At 70.0% G+C, this 18,380-nt stretch carries 17 protein-coding genes; 4 read left to right on the forward strand and 13 right to left on the reverse strand.

Annotated elements, in window-relative coordinates; genetic code table 11:
* Positions 1-36: 36 nt before the first annotated feature.
* Positions 37-384, reverse strand: a complete 348-nt coding sequence (locus ORV05_RS12880) for a MerR family transcriptional regulator (RefSeq protein WP_326938138.1) — start codon at positions 382-384, stop codon at positions 37-39.
* A gap of 171 nt (positions 385-555) precedes the next feature.
* Here ORV05_RS12880 and ORV05_RS12885 point away from each other — a divergent pair, with 171 nt between their 5' ends.
* Both ORV05_RS12885 and ORV05_RS12890 read left to right on the forward strand, forming a co-directional pair.
* Entirely contained in the window at positions 556-891 is a 336-nt protein-coding gene (locus tag ORV05_RS12885; RefSeq protein WP_268758718.1) for an EthD domain-containing protein, read from the forward strand.
* A 192-nt stretch (positions 892-1,083) separates the two neighbouring features.
* Positions 1,084-2,022, forward strand: a complete 939-nt coding sequence (locus ORV05_RS12890; RefSeq protein WP_268758719.1) for a LysR family transcriptional regulator — start codon at positions 1,084-1,086, stop codon at positions 2,020-2,022.
* 28 nt (positions 2,023-2,050) lie between these two features.
* On the opposite strand, the gene ORV05_RS12895 is transcribed toward ORV05_RS12890, so the two are convergent.
* The 4 genes from ORV05_RS12895 to ORV05_RS12910 are packed head-to-tail and all read right to left on the reverse strand — an operon-like array spanning position 2,051 to position 6,310.
* Entirely contained in the window at positions 2,051-2,860 is an 810-nt protein-coding gene (locus tag ORV05_RS12895; protein ID WP_268758720.1) for a carbohydrate ABC transporter permease, read from the reverse strand.
* Positions 2,861-2,870: 10 nt separating this feature from the next.
* Entirely contained in the window at positions 2,871-3,809 is a 939-nt protein-coding gene (locus tag ORV05_RS12900; protein ID WP_268758721.1) for a carbohydrate ABC transporter permease, read from the reverse strand.
* Positions 3,810-3,818: 9 nt separating this feature from the next.
* Entirely contained in the window at positions 3,819-5,186 is a 1,368-nt protein-coding gene (locus ORV05_RS12905; protein ID WP_268758722.1) for an ABC transporter substrate-binding protein, read from the reverse strand.
* Positions 5,187-5,206: 20 nt separating this feature from the next.
* On the reverse strand, positions 5,207-6,310 hold the full coding sequence (locus ORV05_RS12910; RefSeq protein WP_268758723.1) for an ABC transporter ATP-binding protein: 1,104 nt from the start codon (positions 6,308-6,310) through the stop codon (positions 5,207-5,209).
* A gap of 427 nt (positions 6,311-6,737) precedes the next feature.
* On the opposite strand from ORV05_RS12910, the gene ORV05_RS12915 reads away from it, so the two are divergent.
* Together ORV05_RS12915 and ORV05_RS12920 are read left to right on the forward strand one after the other, a co-directional pair.
* Positions 6,738-7,532 (forward strand): MBL fold metallo-hydrolase, encoded by a 795-nt coding sequence (locus ORV05_RS12915; protein WP_268758724.1) that lies wholly within the window; start codon positions 6,738-6,740, stop codon positions 7,530-7,532.
* Between the two features lie 176 nt (positions 7,533-7,708).
* Positions 7,709-8,821 carry a hypothetical protein gene (locus tag ORV05_RS12920; protein ID WP_268758725.1) on the forward strand — a complete coding sequence of 371 codons (1,113 nt, stop codon included), beginning with the start codon at positions 7,709-7,711 and terminating at the stop codon, positions 8,819-8,821.
* Between the two features lie 195 nt (positions 8,822-9,016).
* Here the strand turns inward: ORV05_RS12920 and infA are convergent, their stop codons facing one another.
* The 8 genes from infA to ORV05_RS12960 all read right to left on the reverse strand — a co-directional run bounded on the left by infA (position 9,017) and on the right by ORV05_RS12960 (position 18,380).
* Positions 9,017-9,235 (reverse strand): translation initiation factor IF-1, encoded by a 219-nt coding sequence (gene infA, locus ORV05_RS12925; protein WP_268758726.1) that lies wholly within the window; start codon positions 9,233-9,235, stop codon positions 9,017-9,019.
* Positions 9,235-9,954 (reverse strand): GNAT family N-acetyltransferase, encoded by a 720-nt coding sequence (locus ORV05_RS12930; RefSeq protein WP_268758727.1) that lies wholly within the window; start codon positions 9,952-9,954, stop codon positions 9,235-9,237. The genes infA and ORV05_RS12930 overlap by 1 nt, the downstream gene beginning before the upstream one ends.
* Before the next feature lie 399 nt (positions 9,955-10,353).
* Positions 10,354-11,601: an MFS transporter gene (locus ORV05_RS12935; protein WP_268758728.1), complete on the reverse strand. Its 1,248-nt coding sequence runs from the start codon at positions 11,599-11,601 to the stop codon at positions 10,354-10,356.
* The gene (locus ORV05_RS12940; RefSeq protein WP_268758729.1) at positions 11,598-12,908 is read right to left on the reverse strand and encodes an ATP-grasp domain-containing protein; all 1,311 of its coding nucleotides are present in this window, start codon (positions 12,906-12,908) and stop codon (positions 11,598-11,600) included. The genes ORV05_RS12935 and ORV05_RS12940 overlap by 4 nt, the downstream gene beginning before the upstream one ends.
* The gene (locus tag ORV05_RS12945; protein ID WP_268758730.1) at positions 12,905-14,104 is read right to left on the reverse strand and encodes a saccharopine dehydrogenase C-terminal domain-containing protein; all 1,200 of its coding nucleotides are present in this window, start codon (positions 14,102-14,104) and stop codon (positions 12,905-12,907) included. Before ORV05_RS12945 ends, ORV05_RS12940 begins: the two co-directional genes overlap by 4 nt.
* Positions 14,097-15,161, reverse strand: coding sequence for a saccharopine dehydrogenase (locus tag ORV05_RS12950; RefSeq protein ID WP_268758731.1), 1,065 nt, complete (start codon positions 15,159-15,161; stop codon positions 14,097-14,099). The genes ORV05_RS12945 and ORV05_RS12950 overlap by 8 nt, the downstream gene beginning before the upstream one ends.
* Positions 15,161-17,431 carry an iron-containing redox enzyme family protein gene (locus ORV05_RS12955; protein ID WP_268758732.1) on the reverse strand — a complete coding sequence of 757 codons (2,271 nt, stop codon included), beginning with the start codon at positions 17,429-17,431 and terminating at the stop codon, positions 15,161-15,163. The genes ORV05_RS12950 and ORV05_RS12955 overlap by 1 nt, the downstream gene beginning before the upstream one ends.
* On the reverse strand, positions 17,421-18,380 hold the full coding sequence (locus ORV05_RS12960; RefSeq protein ID WP_268758733.1) for a beta-ketoacyl-[acyl-carrier-protein] synthase family protein: 960 nt from the start codon (positions 18,378-18,380) through the stop codon (positions 17,421-17,423). Before ORV05_RS12960 ends, ORV05_RS12955 begins: the two co-directional genes overlap by 11 nt.

Genomic DNA, 18,380 nt, shown 5'->3' on the forward strand with positions numbered 1-18,380 from the left:
GACCAGACCAGCCGATCCTCTCCCGGCAACCCGGCTTCAGTGCGCCACCGGGCTGCCGGTTTGCTCGTCGAGATAGTTCCGGTTGAAGGCGATGAGGTCGTCGAGTGCGGCCCGGGCGACGGCGAGACTGTCGATCGCGGACGAGAGCCGGTTGCGCTCGCGTTCCATCGTCACGAGGGCGCGGCGCGCCTTGCTCGTGCTGGGCTCGGCCATGCACGGCACCATCTCGGCAATGGTGCGAGTGGACAGCCCCGCGGCCAGGAAGGCCCGGATGAGCTCGACCCGCCGGACGTGATCGTCGCTGTAGTGTCGCTGACCGCTGTCGGCCCGCACGCTCACCAACAACCCCTGATCCTCGTAGTAGCGCAGGAGCCGCCGGCTCACGCCCGTCCTCCTGGACAGCTCTCCGATCCGCATTCCAGACCTCCTGTGTTCCCGGTCACGGCCGCTTGTCCCTCACATGGATGTGAGGTCTTAGCATAGCTCGCATACCGATCCGGCCGCGGGCAGCCGGATACCGGCATGACAGCAATGGAAAACCACAGGAGTAAGAACGTGATCAAGTTCGCCTACCTGATCAACCGTGCCGAAGGACTGACGTTCGAGCAGTTCGTCGAGTACCACCGCGAGCACCATGCTCCGCTGTTCGCCTCCATTCCCGAAGCAGGCCGGTATGTGAAGAAGTACGCCGTTTCGCACCCGGTTCCGGCTCCTGGCTATCCCGGTCCGGCCTGTGACGGTCTCACCGAGATCTGGTTCGAGGACTGGGCGGGTCACGACGCCTTCTTCGCGTCGGAGAACTACAGGAATCTGGTGAACCCGGACGAGGCGAAGTTCATTGATCTGAATTCCGTGGCGACAATGGTCACCACCGAGAAGGTCGTGATCTGACCACTCGGCTCGAGCCGTGACGGCCCAGGCCCCGGTGCCACCTCCTGCCGTGAGGTGGCACCGGGGCGAGCCTGCGGGCGGGCGTCGACAACCGCCTCGCCATGTTGTTGTTCCGGAGGTGGCAGCGGAGGTTCATCGGCTGTTCTCCGTTACGGAGCAGGCTGAACGACCCACACGGGCGGAGGGTCTGTCATGGAGTTCAGGCATCTGGTGTCGTTCCTGGCGATCGCGGACGAGTTGCACTTCGGGCGGGCGGCGGCGCGGCTGCACCTGACCCAGCCGTCGCTGAGCCAGCAGCTGCAACGCCTCGAGCGCACGCTCGGCGTCGAACTGGTCGCACGGACCTCCCACCAGGTGCGGCTGACCTCGGCGGGCCGCGCCTTCGAGGTCGAGGCCCGGGCGATCGTCAACCGGATGGGCAAGGCCGCACAGTCGGCGCGGGAGGCCGCGGCGGGGCGTACCGGCACGATCAGCGTCGGCTACAACTTCCCAGCTGGCCAGCACATCCTGCCCGCCACCCTCGCCAGGATGCACGCCGAGTACCCCGACGCCACCGTCAAGCTGGAGGAGAAGCGGACCGGCCCGCAACTGGCCGCGCTCGCCGAGGGCACCTTGGACGTCGCGCTCGTCTACGGCCGCCCGGTCACCTCCGAGTTCCGGTACCGGAGGCTGTTGCGGCTGCCGATGGTCGCGGTTGTCGGGCCTGGCCACCAGTGGGCGGGCCTGCCGGGCGTGCCGTTCGCCGAACTGGCGCGTCAGCCGTGCATCCTGTTCGACCGCGAGCAGTGCCCGGCGATGTACGACGCGATCCTCGCCGCCGCCGAGCGCACCGGGATCCGGCTCACCGTCGCGCACGTCCTCGACGATCCCGGCGCCACCGCGATCCTGGTGTCGGTGAAACCGCTCGTCGGGTTCGCCTCCGCGTCCCGGGGCATGCTCGCCGGCTCCGCGGTCGGCGGCGTGCGCCCGGTGCCGGTGCGGCTCTACGACCCGGTGCCCACGATCGACCTGTACGCGGTGTGGCGCGACTCCGGGGTCAACCCGCTGCAGGAGGTCTTCCTCGACTGCCTTGAGGCGGTCGGGCCGTTCCGGGTCCCGGCCCTGCACACGGGATCGCGCGCGTCGCGATAGGACATACCAAGGGGACGTTCGCCGGGGCTCACTTCAGCCCCGACCGCACGAAGGCGTTCACGATGTGCCGCCGCAGCACGAGGTAGAGCGCGAACACCGGCAGGCACGCGAGCCCCGCCAGGGCCATCAGTGGGCCCCAGTCGTTGCCCTCGGTGCCCATGAAGCTGCGCACCCCCAGCTGTACCACGGCGTTGCTGCGCTGCAGCACCATCGCCGGCCAGAAGTACTCGTTCCAGGCGTTGACGAACAGCAGGATCGCCAGCGCGGCCAGCGCGGGCCGCAGGTTCGGTACCACCACCGTCCACAGTGTCGTCCACGACGACCGGCCGTCCATGCGCGCCGCCTCGAGCAGTTCCTTCGGGAAGCCGTCCAGGTGCTGCCGCAGCATCAGCACACCCAGCGCCGAGCACAGGTTGGGCACCACCACCCCGGCGAGCGTGTTCAGCAGCCCGAGCTGGAACAGCAGCACGTAGTTCGGCAGCATGGTCACCTGGAACGGCACCAGCCACGTCCCGACGAACGCCAGGTGCAGCACCCGCTGGAACCGGAACCGCCACGCGGCGAACGTGTACGCCGCGAGCAGTCCGGTCAGCAGTTGCCCCAGTGCCGTCAGCGACGCGACCACGGTGGTGTTCACCAGCAGCCGCACGACGTCGACCTTGCTCGCCGCGTCCGCGTAGTTCCGCAGCGACAACGGCCACGGCAGCGGTGACAACGACAGCACGTCGCCCGGCTGCCGCAGCGAGGTCGCGTACAGCCAATAGATCGGGAACACGCACAGCACCCCGAGGACCACCAGGACGGCGTGCCCCCGGATCGTGCGCCAGCGGGAGTCCACAGTGCACTCCTCAGTCGTCGTGGAAGGTGAGGCGTTCGGACAGCCGTACAAGCCCGGCCGCGATCAGGCCGAACCCGGCGAACAGCAGGATCCCCGCCGCCGCGCCCAGGCCCGCGTCGTAGTTGTGGAAGCTGTAGTCCCAGAGCAGGTAGTAGACGTTGGTGGTGGCGCCGGCCGGACCGCCCTGGGTGAGGGTGTCGATCAGCGGGAACGTCCACTGCGCGGACAACAGCACGGTCATCAGCGTCAGGAACACCAGCGTCGGCGACAGCAGCGGCAGCGTGATCCACCGCGTCACCTGCCCGCGGGTCGCGCCGTCCAGCTGCGCGGCGTCGGAGTAGTCGGAGTTGATCCCGGACAGGCCCGCGGTCACCACCAGCACCGCGAACCCGAGCAGGTGCCACCCGGTGATCACGATGATCACCAGTTGCGCCGAGGAGGTTTCGTGCAGCCAGTTCAACCCGGTGCCCAGCACCCGGTTCACCACGCCGGCGCCGGGGTCGAGCAGCCACTGCCACACGGCCGCGCTCGCCACCGGCGCGACCAGCATCGGGGCGAACACCAGCGCCTGGTAGACCGCACGGGCCCGGCCGCGGATGCGCCGCGTCAGCAGCGCGGTCACCACCGGGACCACGACGGTGAACGGCAGCAGCCCGGCGATCACCAGCAGGGTGCGCAGCACCGACCGGCCCAGTTCGGGCAGGCTGATCAGCCGCTCGTAGTTGGCCAGTCCGACCGGCACCATCGGCCGGGTGGGCAGCAGGTTCCACGAGTAGAACGACAGCTGCGCGGTCTGGGCGAGCGGCCGGTAGGTCCAGATCACCAGCAGGGCCAGGGCCGGCACGAGGTAGAGGTACGGCGGGGCCGCGCGCAGCACTCGCCGTACCCGTGCCTGCCGCTCCGCCACCGGCACGGCGACCGGTGGCGGGAGGGCGACTTCGACGAACATCGCGACGAGCTACCGGCCGGCCGGCAGCAGCGGGGTGGCCGCGGCCCGCGCCGAGGCGAGCGCGGTCTGCGGGTCGGCGCCCTGGTAGACGGCCTTCTCGACCGCGTCCATCATGCCGTCGCGGATCTGCAGGTAGGAGTTGCCCGGGAAGGACACCCACGGCTCCATGTGCGCGAGCTGCTCCACGTTCGGCTTGATCAGCGGGTTCTTCGCCGCCCACGCCCGCAGACCGTCCGGGTCGTCGAGCAGACCCGTGCGCAGCGGCAGGTAACCGATTTTCGACGCGATCGTCACGTAGGCGTCCTCGCTGGTGAGGAAGCGGATCAGCTCCCACGCCGCACGCTGCTTGGCCGGCTCCCGCGAGAAGACGAACAGCGAAGCACCGGAGTTGGTCGCCACGGGCTGCTTGCCGCCGAAGTTCGGCATCGTCGTGGCGCGCAGGTCCCACTTGTCCTTGGCGCCCTTGAGGAAGGTCGCCTGGATGGCGCTGGTCTCCAGGATCATGCCGAGGTCACCCCGGGCGAAGGCCTCGTAACCCTGCTGCTGCGTGAGCTTCGGGGTGCTGCCGGTGTTCACCATGTTCTGCGCCATCTTCACGACCTCGACCGCCGGGGCGTCGGCGAAGTCCAGCGACCTGCGGTCCGGCGAGAGGACCCGGCCGCCGTTGCTGCGCACCAGCGCCTGGAAGCACCAGTCCTTCGCGGTCTTGGTCAGGCAGTCGAGGTAGGTGCCGTCCTTGCCGGTGCGCTGCTTGATCGCCTGCGCCGCCTGCTGCACCTCATCCCACGTCTTCGGCGGGTTCGCCGGGTCGAGACCGGCCTGCTGGAACAGGGTGGCGTTGTAGTACAGCACCGGGGTGGAGAACACGAACGGCACGCCGTAGGTCTTGCCGTCCCAGTCGGCGAGCGTCCGGGCGGTCGGGGCGTAGGGGTACTTCGCGCCGTCGAAGTTGGCCTGCACCGCCTGCTTGCCGACGAGGTCGTCCAGTGGCTTGGCGCCCAGGCCGTGGATGGTGAAGTCCAGGTCGGAGAAGCCCAGCTGCGCCACGTCCGGCGGGCTGCCCGCGGCCAGCTGCGCCTGGATGCTCGGCACCGTGTCGGTGGCCGGGTTGGGGCTGTTGCCCTGCGGCTTCTGCGCGGTGACGTGGATGTTCGGGTGTGCCTGCCGGAACTTGCCGATGAGCTCGTTGAACGTGTCCGTCCAGGCGCCCGCCTGGCCGAAGTTGTAGCTCTCGAACACGATCGACACCTGCTGGTCCGGGCTCAGCGGTGGGGCCTGCGCGACCGTCGTGGCTTCCGGGGACGCGGTGCTGCCCAGGCCGCAGGCCGAGGTGCCCAGCACCACGGCCAGCGCGAGGGCGATCGGGGTTTTCCTCATGGGGCGTGCTCCTTGTTGTTTCACTGGGGGAGAGCGGAGAGTCCGTCGAGGGCAGGCACGGGTTCCCACCGCAGCCGCCGCCCGGACTCGCGGTCGAACAGGTGCAGGCGTTCGGGTGCGGCGGTCAGCTCGACGGTGTCCCCGGCAGCCAGCCCGAGCGGACGGGGCCCGCGTACGCATACGCGCGCCTCGCCGACGGTGCAGTGCGCGACCTCCTCACTGCCGAGGTTCTCCACGAGCCGCACCACGGCGCGCAGGCCCGGTCCGCGGGTGAGGTGTTCGGGCCGGACGCCCAGCACCACCTCGGTCGAGGGCAGGTCGGCGAAGATGCCCAGCGGCAGACCGAAGTCCTCACCGACGACGTGCAGCGCGCCGTCGCGGCCGGCGACCGTGGCGGGCAGCAGGTTCATCGGCGGGGCGCCGAGGAATCCCGCCACGAACACCGACGCCGGCTCGTCGTAGACCTCGGTGGGAGTGCCGACCTGATCGAGTTTGCCCTGGTTCAGCAGCGCGACGCGGGTGGCCATGGTCATCGCCTCCACCTGGTCGTGGGTCACGTAGACGAAGGTCGACCCGAGTCGCCGGTGCAACCCGGTCAGCTCGGACCGGGTCGCGGTGCGCAGTTTGGCGTCCAGGTTGGACAGTGGCTCGTCCATCAGGAACGCGCCGGGATCCCGCACCAGCGCCCGGCCCAGCGCGACGCGCTGCCGCTGCCCGCCGGAGAGTTCCTTGGGGCGGCGGTCCAGCAGCCCGTCGAGGTCGAGCGCCTGCGCCACCTCGGTCACGCGCCGCCGGATCTCGGTCCTGGGGCGGCGGCGCGCCCTCAGCGGGAAGCCGATGTTGCGTTCGACCGTGAGGTGCGGGTAGAGCGCGTAGCTCTGGAACACCATCGCGAGGTCCCGGTCGCGCGGCGGGGTGTGCGTGATGTCGCGGCCGCCGAGGAGGATGCGGCCCGCCGACAGCGGGGCCAGCCCGGCGATCGCGCGCAGCAGCGTGGACTTGCCGCAGCCGCTGGGGCCGAGCAGGACGAGGAACTCGCCGTCGCCGACGTCCAGCGTGACCTCGTCGACCGCGGTGACCGCGCCGAACCGCTTGGTCGCCGCTTGGATCTGGATCCGGCTCACCGGTTTTTCCTCCCCGGGGACTGGGAACTGGAGAACTGGTCGTTCCGGGGCGCATCACAGCAGCCGCGGGTGTAGTGCGGGTGAACGGGTGGACACGGTTGCGAGGGGTGAAAGCCCAGTTCAGGCGCTTGTGCAGGGACTATTGGCATGGGCGGGAGATCGATTGGCGCGGCGAATCGACAGGTTCTTCCGATCGGGCGAGAGGAATGCGCGCGGAAGGGTTCTCCGGGTGCCGCCCGTGGTTGGCGCACCCGGCTCGGGCCCGACGCCCGGGGCGGCGATAGGCACGGCCGATCGCTCGTTCGATGTCGCCCGCACGCGCCTGCGCGGCTGGTCTGGTCCAGGTCAGGCTGGGCCGGAGCCCGCGCGGGGCACCGGTCTCCGGGCCGTGCCGGGCGTACCACACTCTCGGCAGATCGGAAGAACCATGCAGCTCACCGTGCTCGGCTGCCGGTCGGGGATGCCCGCCGGCGGATCGCCCAGCTCCGGATACCTCGTGGACACCGGACGGACCCGCCTGCTGCTCGACTGCGGCCCCGGGATCGCCACCGCCCTCTCCGCCGTGGACGGCCCACTGGACGGCGTGGTGATCACCCATCTGCACATCGACCACTGCTACGACCTGTTGCCGCTGGGCAAGTCGCTGCTCAAGCCGATGCTGCGCTTCCCGGGGGCCCCCGATTTCGGTGGTGAGTGCAAGCCGGTGCCGTTGCTGGTCCCGGTGGGGGCGAAGGAACTGTTCGCGCGGTGGTCGCAACTGTTCCCGATCACGTCGATGCCGGTGCTGAACCGGGCCTTCGAGGTGGCCTTCGACGTGCGCGAGTACGAGCCGGGCGACCGGTTCGAGTTCGGCGGCTGCGCGGTCGAGTTGCACGAACTGGCGCACTCCGCGCCCAACTGCGGGATCCGGCTGACCGACGGCGAGCGGACCCTGGCCTACACCGGCGACACCGGAATGACCGGCGCGCTGGTCGACCTCGCCGCGGGTGCCGACTCGTTCCTGTGCGAGGCGACGCTGCGGGCCAGCGACACCACCGGGCACGGGCACCTGTCCGCGGCCGAGGCCGGGCGGGTGGCGGCCGAGGCGGGTGTCGGGGAACTCGTGCTGACCCACTTCGCTTCCACCGAGCCGGACTGGCTGCACGGCCTGCGCACCGACGCCGGAGCGGAGTTCGGGGGCCGGATCCGGCTGGCCGAGGCGGGGGAGACGTCGACCTGCTGATCGGCCCCGGCCGAGGACCACGGACTTCCGGTACGAGTCCCGGCGGCGGGCGAGCCCCTTTCGACGGGACCCTGCGCACCCTCGGTGACCGTGCCGTGGGCCGTTGGCGGCATTCGGTTCGGCATCGGTGTGAGCGGCGATGACAGGCCCGCGATCCGGGGTCGATGGTGGGATCCATGGGTGGTGCGCTCGATCAGCTGACCGGTCGATTGTTGATCCAGTGCCGTTCGGCCCATGCCCTCACGGCGGCTGAGATCGCGACGGCACACCGCGCAGGTCTCGTGGTCACCGGCGGGAAACCCGAGCAGGCGGTCGGTCTCCTTCGCGGTCGGGGGTTCGCCGGGCCGATCCTGTGCGACGCGGACCGGTATTCCGGCAAGAAGCGCGTGACAGCGGGGTGCGGGATCCGGCCGGCGTGGTGCGGGCGCCAACGTGAGCTCGGCCTGATCCCCGTGACGGACTCCGGTTACCTGGACAAGCAAAACTGGCCGGGGCTCCGGACAATCCTGCGCGCGGCGGCCCGGCAACCGCCGCCGGTGATCGCCATGCTGCCCGTGGCGGCGCGCTGGTTCGACACAGACGCGATACGCGATGCCTTCATCGAGGAAATCAACAAATACCAGGTGCCCGTGGCGGTGGCCATCGAACGCCAGGGCGACCCGTTCGGCGCCCAGTACGTGGCCCGCGGTTTCCTCCGGCTGGTGCGCGAGGCCGCCGTACCCGTCCTGCTGCTGCGATCCGATGTGTCGGCGCTCGGAGCCCTCTGCCACGGAGCGCACGCAGCGGCGATCGGAACCGTCAGCACACTGCGGCACATCCATCCGATCAGCCGCTGGTGGCCGGCGGACCCCGGCGTTTCGGCCTTCGTCACGCCGCTTCTGAGCTACCACAAGCTCGACAGGATCGAAGAGGTCGTCGAGAAGACCCCGGATCTGGCGCAACTGTGGCCGTGCGCCTGCCCGGTCTGCGCGGACAGCACCCCGGTGCGCCTCCGCGAAAGCGAGAACCCGCAGGAGCCCGCGTATCGGCACTCGCTGCATGCGCAACTTCGGCTGCGTGCCGAGTTGTTCGGCCGGGCCCGTACGCGCGAGGCGCTGGTCAGCACCTGGCACGAGCACTGCAGCCACGCGCTGGCGGTGCACAAGCAGGTCGCCGAGGTCATCCCTGGCTGGCGGGAGCCCGAAGGATTGAAGAGCTGGCTCGCCGTCACCGAGGACCCCTTGGCCCGGCGACGCGAGATCCCGCCCCAGCCTCAGACGAAGGATCCGCGCCTGACCGACACACAGTGACCAGTCAGCCGGAGAACCGCCGGCCCACGGGAACTTCGAGCACGGGATTTCCGGTTCGAGCCGGGCCGGGCTCTTCCGGGCCGATGATGACCCGGAAGAGCCCGGCACGGGACACTGGAGCAACACCAGGGTCCCTACCCGCGGCGGTGCCGGTCGACGGCCCAGGAGCAATCGGCTCCGCCGCTTGCCACCCGGCTAGTTCCGGTAGCGGAAGAGGATCCGGCCGCGATCGAGGTCGTACGGGCTCAGTTCGAGCAGGACGCGGTCGAACGGCATGATCTTGATGTAGTTGCGCCGGATCTTCCCGCTGATGTGGGCGAGCACCCGGTGCCCGTTGGCCAGTTCCACGCGGAAGGTCGCGTTGCGGAGGCACTCCACGACGGCGCCTTCCACTTCTATTCCCGTCTTACCCATCAGCGCAGCACCAGTTCCAGGTTGCTGCCCACGCGTCGCGCACCGAATCCTTCGAACAGCGCCAAGGCGGCGGTGTTCGATTCGTTCAGCTCGGCCGAAGCCGTTTCGATGCCGCGGTCGTGCAGCGAACCCAATGCGTGGCCGAGCAACGCACGCGCGACGCCGCGATGCCGCTCGTCGGCACGTACCGCGATCAGGCCGATCCGCGGCAGGCGCCGCACCTGCGTCACGCGGATCAAACCTACGTAGCGGCCGGATTTCGTGGCCACCGCGTACTTCGACGGGTCCACCACGCCCGGGCCCAGCAACTCGGCGGGCATTTCCTGCCAGCCGAGTTCCGCCTCGACCTCCTCGCGGATCACACGGTCCAACTCGGACAGTGGTGCTTCTTCGGGGGAAATCACCGGTAAGTCAGACGGCTCCGCCGGGCCGGTGGGGATCAGGCATTCCCATTCCCGGCGGCGGACCGAGAATCCGGCCGCACACCATTGGGACGTCAAACCGGCATCGCCTTCGTCGACCACTGTGTACAGTGGTCTCGGCAGTACCGGCAGCATCGCTTCGGCCAGGCGGCCGAACGCGTCGTCCCGCCAGACGTCGATGCTCAGGAACGGCCGTCCATCGGGCCGCCGGGAAACCTCTCCGCGGCCGATCACCAGGTCGTCGTCGAGCGCGTGCCAGCAGTTTCGCGACACGCGGGTCACACACAAAGAATCCATGGTAGTCACCCTTCGGGATGTGTACACCGAAGGCGCTCCCGGGCGGACCCCTAGCCGCCCGACCGTGACGACGAGGGGAGCACCCACATCGAAACAGCGTTCATGGGTCCTCACCTCCTGGGCTCGATGCCACGGTCGACGAGCAGGTTACCAGCGCCCCGCCACCGGGTCCACCGGATTTCCAGTGCGCGCGGGAGCGCGCGTCGCTTCATGAACACGCCATGCCCAAAGCCGTGTTCGCCCCATTTTCGGCGATTACTACGGCGCCCCCTTTCGAAAAACAGTAGAACTTCTCTGCAAAGTGGTCTCCAGACTTTTCGGCAGGATGTGGATCAGGAGGACGAGATGGCAACCCGCCGAACAGGCTTGCTCCGTGCTCTCCGAGCAGGCCTCTGCGGTTCAGGCGCCGGGTGCCGGGCTGTCGGCCACGACAGCGACCGACGAGTCCGGCTCCGTGCGAGCACCGCGAGTGGCGGCCAGCGTGAGACTGACGGCGAGGACCGAGCCGATCGCCAGCACCGGCCAGACGCTGTGCCCGAAGCGCAGGAACAGCCACCCGCCGAGCACCGGTCCGGCGGCGGTACCGGTGCCGAGCATCAACTGGAACGCGCCGATGTACTGGGTCTTCAGCGAGGCCGGCGCCCGTAGACCGGGGTAGGCGAAGGTGGCAGGCCCTCCGATGATCTCCCCCAGCGACCATACGAGCGTGGCGCCCACGATCACGGCAGGCAGGGCGGGCAGGCCGTAGGCCGCGACTCCCACCCCGATCAGTCCCAGCCCGAGCCCCAGCGTCAACCGGATCGGCCACGCCTGCGTGCGTTTGGTGACCAGGAGTTCGAACGCGATGACCATCAACCCGTTGACGGACACGGCAAGGGTGTACCAGAAAACGGGGATCCCGCTCGCCTGCACGTCGAGCGGCAGGGTCGACAGGTACTGCACGTACACGGCGCCCTGGCAGAACATCGCGACCAGATACAGCAGGTAGTGCCGGTCGCGCATCATCTCCCGGTAGCCGCCACGGGTGACGACCCCGGTCGCCCGCGTACCGCGGTGGGCGGGAAGCGTGAAACCGGCCAGGACGGCATACGCCACCGCGACCAGTGCTTCGCACCAGAACACCAGCCCGTACCGCTCACCCGCGAGGTGGTACAGGCCGAGGCCGAGCAGGGGCGCCACGGTGGCACCGACGTTGAGGCAGAAGCGGTACATCGCGAAGATCATGACCTGGCGGCCTTCCGGCACCAGGTCGGACAGCAGGGCGGCGGAAGCCGGCCGGTAGAACTGGGCGGCCACGCTGGCCAGGGCCACCACGACGAGGATCAGCCCGTAGGAGGGCAGGTACAGCAGCGACGCCATGAGCGCGCCCGCGCTGCTCATGCTGATCACGGTGGCGGCGCGCGCGCCGATCCGGGCGGCGAGGAAACCACCGGCCAGCACCCCCACGACCCCGCCCACCCCGTAGACGCCGACGGCCAGCGCGGCCTGTTCCTCGCCGTACCCGGTCGAGGTCAGGAACAGCACGAGGAAGATGTTGAGGAAACCGCTGAGCCGGTTGATGAAGACACCCGCGAGCAACGTCTTCACGGCCGGTGGTGAATCGCGGAAGGTGGCGATGACGGCCGCGCGGTCCGTGGGGCCGCTCATGCGCGGTCCACGGTGATCGTCACGCAGTCGCGCACCCGCTTCTCCAGTTCGTCGAGTTCGCCGGGGCTCGGTGCGTCGATGAAGAACGTGACGGAGCGGTCATCGGAGCTGGCGGGTGGGACAAGGACACTGCCGCGCGGTTTCAGGACCAGCACGGCGCGCAGGGCAGGCCCGTCGTCGAGGCCCGGCGCGATCTCGGGCCACACCCCGCTTTCGCCGATCCACACCGGCTCCACCCCAGGCCAGTCGACGGTGACGTCCGACAGCACGCCGGGTTCGTGTTCCAGGTAGACCTGCCGGGTGAAGCGGCGCGGCGCCGGGTAGGACGCTTCCTCGCCGAGGGCGATGCGGATGATCTCGGGCTCGAGGGGCACTCCGGTGGCGAGGTGATACAGGACCAGCAGTCCGTCGCCGGGCGTGCGTCCCGCGACCTCCATCAGCACCGGCTGCCCGTCCTCGCCGACGCGCCACTCCGAGTGCGCGATGCCGTTCTCGAAGCCGAGGCGCCGCAGCAGGACCTCGTTGGCCGCGACCAGCCGCTCGTGCACGTCCCGGTCCGGCGTGGGCACACTGTGGGCGAGTTCGACGAAGGTGCGGGCATGCGAATCGGTGGTTTCCTTGCCCGTCGCGGAGGCGAACACGACGTGGCCGTGCTGCACGAGGCTCTCCACGGAATACTCCGGGCCCGCGACCTTGTGTTCGACCAGCACCACTTCATGGCCGGGGTAGCCGGCGATCCGGTCCCGCAGTTCGGCCTCGTCGAGCACGGTCTCGACGCCGGAGCTGGACGCGCGGGCGGCCGGCTTCACCACGGCGGGATAGGCGACCGCGCTCAGGTCGGCCGAATCCCGTTGCTCGGCGGGAATGGTGATCGAGGAGGGGCTGAGCTCGGGCACGTACCACCGCTGGAGGTACTTGCTCCGGCACGCTCGACTGGCGCGCAGGCCGGGCGAGGGCAGGCCGAGACCGTCGCAGAGCAGGCCGGTGGGCTCGGCGAGGTAGTCACCGACGGCATAGGCGCCGACGATCTCGTAGCGCGCACGCCACGCAGTGGTGTGCGCGACCGCGCCCGCGAGGAACGCGCCTTGGACCGTGAAGTCGCCGGACACGAAGGCGATCTCGGTGATCTGCGACGCCGGGTTCGCCGGATCGGACATCGCCGCGGAAGCCTGGCCGCGGTAGGACTCGGCGGTGATGACCAGGATCTTCAGCCCGCGCCGGGTGAGCTCGTCGAGGTAGAGCGGGTTGCGCCGGATCACCGGGAACGACCCGGTCAGGATGAAGGCACGGGGCAGGGCGGGGGTCATGCGCGCTGTTCCTCTCGAGACGATGCGCCGCGGGCGTCGCGACGGCGGTGAGGGTTGTCGTGGTAGCTGATGGGGATCCCGTTCTCGCGCAGGTGATCGAGCCAGCGCGAGGCGGCCGCGGCGTCCGGCGCGGCCTGGTTCAGTCCCGGCGGGAGGGCGCCGGCGAGGATCTCGGCGGCGCCGAACGCGAGCGGGACCGACACGCAGCGGGACATCGCGCTCTCCGCGGGATCGCCGGTGAGGTCGAGCCGGTATTCCCCGGACCAGCGCTCACCGTCCTCCCGGGCAACGGAGAGCGCGACCGCCAGGATCACCCGGTCCCGGTCCGCCTCGGTGGTCGGGTACCGGGCCGCGAGATCCCGCGCCAGCGCGGTGATCCGGTCGTCGTCACCCGAGCGGACCTCGGCGAAGACGTCCGCCCACGCGGACAGCCAGCCGTCGAGCCGCAGCGTGCCGCGCACGAACTCCTCAAGGTGCCATTCCGCCGGGATGCCGTAGCGGGAAACGTAGGGCAGGCTGTCGCGGTTGGGATAGACCTCGAACTCCTCCTCGCCAAGGCGGAGGGAACGGGTGACCTCCCAGGGCAGTTCGGCGAGGCGTTCGGTGCCCTCCTCGACATAGCGGGCGGGCGCACGGAGCGCGGTCAGCACGCCGCGGGGCGCCCAGCTGAAGCGGTAGCGGAACTCGTTCGGCTCGGCGGGAACACCGCCGCAGTAGGAGGTGAAGCTCGCGGTGGCGCGCAGGGTGTCACCGAGCGCCTTCCGCGCCTTGTCGACGAGCAGGTCCGCGAAGAGGTGGTCGATGCCGGGGTCCAGCCCGGCCTCGGTGAGCACGGACAGCCCGGCGGCGGCTGCCCGCTCCGCCCCGGCCCGGATCTCGTCGGAGACGTAGCTGCTGCAGGCGAAGTGCGCGCCGCGATCGAGGCTGAGCCGCAGCAGGCCGGCGTGCTCGGTGCCGGGGAGCATCGAGACGACGACGTCACCGGGCGAGACTTCCCTCGCCAGCGTTTCCCGGTCGAACGCCCGTGCCTCCGCGGAGCCGGTGGCGCCCACGCGGTCCAGACATTCGCGGGCACGCGCGGCCGTCCGGCCCCACAGCACGACCCGGGACGCGGTGCCGGTCAGCACCTTCAGCCCCCGGCCGGTCGACAAACCGGTGCCGACCCAGTGGACGGTCCTGGGAAGGGGTTCAGGCATGGGTGTCCTCCTGTGGGAGACCGAAGTTCGCGCTGGCCTTGCGGAACGTGTCCAGGCACCGCCGCCACAGGGGCGGCATGTCCTCGAGCGAGCGCAGGTGCGGGGTCAGCTGCGCGGAGAAGTCGAGGCTGGCCTCGCGCGGCAGCAGCGACGGCAGGTTGTCGATCGCGATGAGGTCGAGGGGCGCGCCGTTGTGCCCGAGCCGGCGCACGGGCTCGGTCCAGGTGGTGACCTCGTCGTAGATCGGCAGGGTGTGGAAGGGGGATCCGACGTCGCAGGTGACGTCCGCGATCACGGACAACCGGCGCGGGTGCCGCAGGGTTTCGGCCGCGAGGAACGGCGTGGTGGCTCCCGTGGCGAGTACGGCGTTCACGAGGATGTCCTGCTCCAGGATCGCTAGGACGTCGAGGGTGCGGGTTTCCTCGACGTCCCAACGGGTCGTTTCGGCGCCCGCGGCCGCCAGAGCGTCGCAGGCGCCACGCCCGCACCGGCCGAGCGCGCCGATCACCAGCGCGCGCACGGGTTCGCCGTCCCGCCGCAACGCGCGGTCCAGCTCTTCCTTGGTGCCGGGCTTCAACGGCGCGGCGAGGTGCCCGCGGCCGTGCAGGACGGCCAGCGCGGCGCCCGCATACCCTGCCCAGTACCCGAACGCCGCGACCCGCCTGCCGCGCGCGTCGACGAGGTGTTCAAGGTCCAGCAGTGCCCCGCCGCCTTCGGCGAACCTGCGCAGCAGCGCTCGCGCGTGGCGCTGTCCCTTGTAGGCATGGCCGAAATAGATGTGCCGGTGGCGCAGTGCTTCCGGCTCGCCGGGCAGTTCCTTGAGCCCGATGACGAATTCGTCCGCGGGCGCGTCCCGCCAGCTCCCGGCCGGTGCGAGGACACACCCGGCGGCCGCGTATTCCTCGTCGGCGAACACGCGTTGCGGCGATCGTTCGACGGTGATGGTGATTCCCTGGCCGGCGAGGGCGGCGGCGTCACCAGGAGAGATCGGAGCGCGCCGCTCGGTCGGCCGCGTCTCGTGCCGCATCGTGATCCGCGTCGTGTGCTGCCCCGCCATCACAGCACCAGCTCCGCCGTCGTTTCCCGGACCGGCTCGGCGGCCTGCCGGGCGGCGAGTTCCTTGAGCATTGGTTGCTCGAGGAAGTACGCGAACGACGCGTAGCCCCGCCATATCCGCCGCCACTCCTCGGCGATGGCGCCGTCGCCGCTGGTCCTGCGGACCCGGTCGAGGTAGGCGACGATGATGTCGGCCGCCTGTTTGGCGTGCCCGGCGGAGAAGTTGTCGATGGTCAGATGCGCCTGCTCGTAGCAGTCGTCGAAGCCGTGGTGACGCAGCTTCTGGATCTCGTGCAGCCGCATCTCGCCGGAGCCGAACATCTCGATGGCGAGGTTGTAGCCGAGGATTTCGTTGTGGAACCGGTCGGGGAACAGGCACATGCACAGCTGCTGCAGCGCGAACCCGTACAGGTCGTCGGGCAACTCGTCCTGGTCCATGAATTCCGCCGTCCGGATGTGCGGAAGGCGGATGTCCATGCTGGCGAGGGCGCGCCGCGTGAGCGTGAGGTGGTTCTTGCGGACGTCGCCGTTACCCATCTCGTCGGCATAGATGGCGAAAAGCATGTTGTCGCTCTCGCGCTCCTGCCTGCCGAGCCTGCCGAGCCTGTGCAGCCACGCCCCGTCGATGAGGTAGGTCAGGTGGTAGGTGTTCTGGCGGAACAGCACTTCGTCGACGTCGGGGATCTCGGCCAGCGGTTCGAACGGGTCCACCAGCTTCTCCCAGTAGATGCGCTCCGCGCGCTGATAGAGGGCATCGGGGCTGTACTCGAAGAAACTCGCGTCGGTGTAGCGGCCGCCGGCGCCGTGTGCGAACAGGATTTCGGCGTCCTGGAAGCATTTCTCCGCCCGTTCGGCGGCCAGGGACAGTGTGTTGGCGAAGTTTTCGATGTTGACGAGGCGGTAGAAGAGTTCGCGGTGATCCACCGGTTTCTCTTCGGACACCACGACGTCGGCCGGGCGGGCGGCGGCGATCGCTTCGCGCCAGTACCGGGCCCGGTGCTCGCCTGCCGTGTTCGGTGGCAGCACGATGTCCGGACGCTCGCCCGCCTGCACGCTTGCCACCCATTCGGCAAGGACCCGCGCCTCCCCGGTGCTGAAAATACCGAACATCGGCCCGCCGAACCGGATCGCCGCGAGGAACCTGCAGTCACCGTCCCGCCGCGCCTTCAAATACGGCGATTCGCGGAACTCCGCGAGGAACTCCGCCAGCGCCGTCTCGTCCACCTGCCCGGCCACGCGGCCGAAGCCGTCGAAGATGTCCACGAGCGGCAACCCGCCCACGCGGATTCGCCCGTGCTGGCGTCCGGCGAGGGGGGCGTGCCTGGCGAAGATCTCCGCGACCTTCGATTCCAGCGGCTGTGTCTTCCGGAATTCGGCGAGCTGCCCCAGCATCGCGACGTGCTCGCGCTCCAGGGCCAGGGTGAGCACGACGGCGGCGAAGAGCCGATCGCGTTCTTCGTCGCCCGCGAGCCGTGCGTATTCGGCGAGCAGTTCCCGCAGTTCGGATTCGGGCAGCGGCGGCGGGGTGCCGAGCAGCCGGTCGTCGACACCGAGCGCGTGGAAGGCGTAGTGCACCCCGACGACCTCGGGCAGGAAGTTCGCCGGCAGGACCGCGAGTGCCAGCGGGAAGCAACCAAGCAGGATCGTGAGGTCCCTCGCCTGCGCCCGTTCGAGGAAGTCGGCCGCGGCGACGTCCGGGAGCGCGGCGTCCGCGTCCTCAAGCGCCCTGGCTCGCCGGTAGCGGGCGGACCGGCGTGGATCGCCCGCGCCGCGGAGCGCGAAATGCTGGGCGAACAGCCGGTTGACCACGACCGCGGGCTGGGTCGCCGGCTGGGACACGACGTCCAGCCAGCACCCGGCCAGCAGGCCGAGCACCCCGCGCTGGCGCAGCACGGCCGTCCGCACGTCCGGGTCGGTGACGGCCAGTTCGTCCAGCGCGTCCAGTTCGGTGGCGAGTTCGTCGCGTGCTCTCTCGACCAGCGCGGCGACCGTGGTGGCGAAGTCCCGCGAGGGGGTTCCCGCTTCCGGGGACTTCGCGGCCAGTTCCCGGCCGCGGATCAGGAACGCCTCGAGCACCTGCCGTGCCACGAGCAGGGTGGACTCCGACTCCTGATCGTGCAGGAGGGCGCGGAACAGGCCGGCGGGCCCGGCGGACAGCACGCGCATCGCCTCTTCGCGGCCCTTGGCGCTGAAGTGGAACCCAAGCTTCGGCAGCGCGGTGGTGGTGTCGGGTGGGACGAACGTGGGCCTGGCGGGCATCTCAGCGGGCATGAAGCGTTGCCTCCTGCTTCTCGTGTGCCGGTTTGCGGAGCAGGACACCGAGGCGGGAGCCGGGGATGCTGGACGCCAGCAGGTAATGGCCGCCGGGCCGCACCCCTCCGGCTGCCTCCAGGTCCGCGAGGTTGAGCACCGGGTCGGCGGCGAAACAGTGCCCGACGCGGGTGACGTTGGCCGTGTTCAGCTGATCGCGCGAAAAGCCCGCCTGCCGCTCCTTCATCACCAGCACCGGCAGGAAGATGTTGGCGTGCAGCAGGACGTCCAGCTCGGTGACCTTCATCGCCAGTGGACCGAGCAGGCTCTCGTTGACCTGCCTCGCCAGGTCGGAGCTGATCTCCGCGGACCAGTCCAGGGAAGCGGTCTCCTGCGCGTTGGCGCACCCCAGGACCTCGTAGGCGTCGTCGTTGTCTCCGCCGCCGTCGCCGGTGATCAGGCATCCGGCCGCGCCGTCGCTGAACAGCGCGTAGCCGGTGATGCGGTCCGCCTCGTCGAACACGCGGTCCGCGGTGACCACCAGGATCCGCCGGTACCGGCGGGCGGCCACCAGTGAGGACGCCACGTCGATCCCGGCGAGCAGGTTGACGCACCGGTTGAGGCTCAGGCCGTACACGGGGACGTCGCCCAGCCCGATGCCGGTGAGCACGGTCCGCAGGAACGTCCCGTGTCCCTCCGGCCGTCCGGGCACGAACGTCGAGCAGAACACCAGCGCGTCGACGTCCGCTGGGCTGGTCCCGGTGGCCCGGAGTGTCGCCGTACCGGCGTCGACGGCCAGTTCGTCGAGACCGCGCGTGGTGCGGAACACGCTGCCCCAGCCCCACAGACCGGCATCGGGCGCGAGACCGTACTCGTCCGCCTTCGCGGCCAGGTCCGGCAGTTCGGTGTGGTCCAGTTCCTCCTCACCGAGCACGTACCGCGGCCCGCGCAGGAAAACAGTGCCGTCCAC

The sequence above is a fragment of the Amycolatopsis cynarae genome (genome assembly GCF_026802195.1).
Taxonomy (GTDB): Bacteria; Actinomycetota; Actinomycetes; order Mycobacteriales; family Pseudonocardiaceae; genus Amycolatopsis_E; species Amycolatopsis_E rhizosphaerae.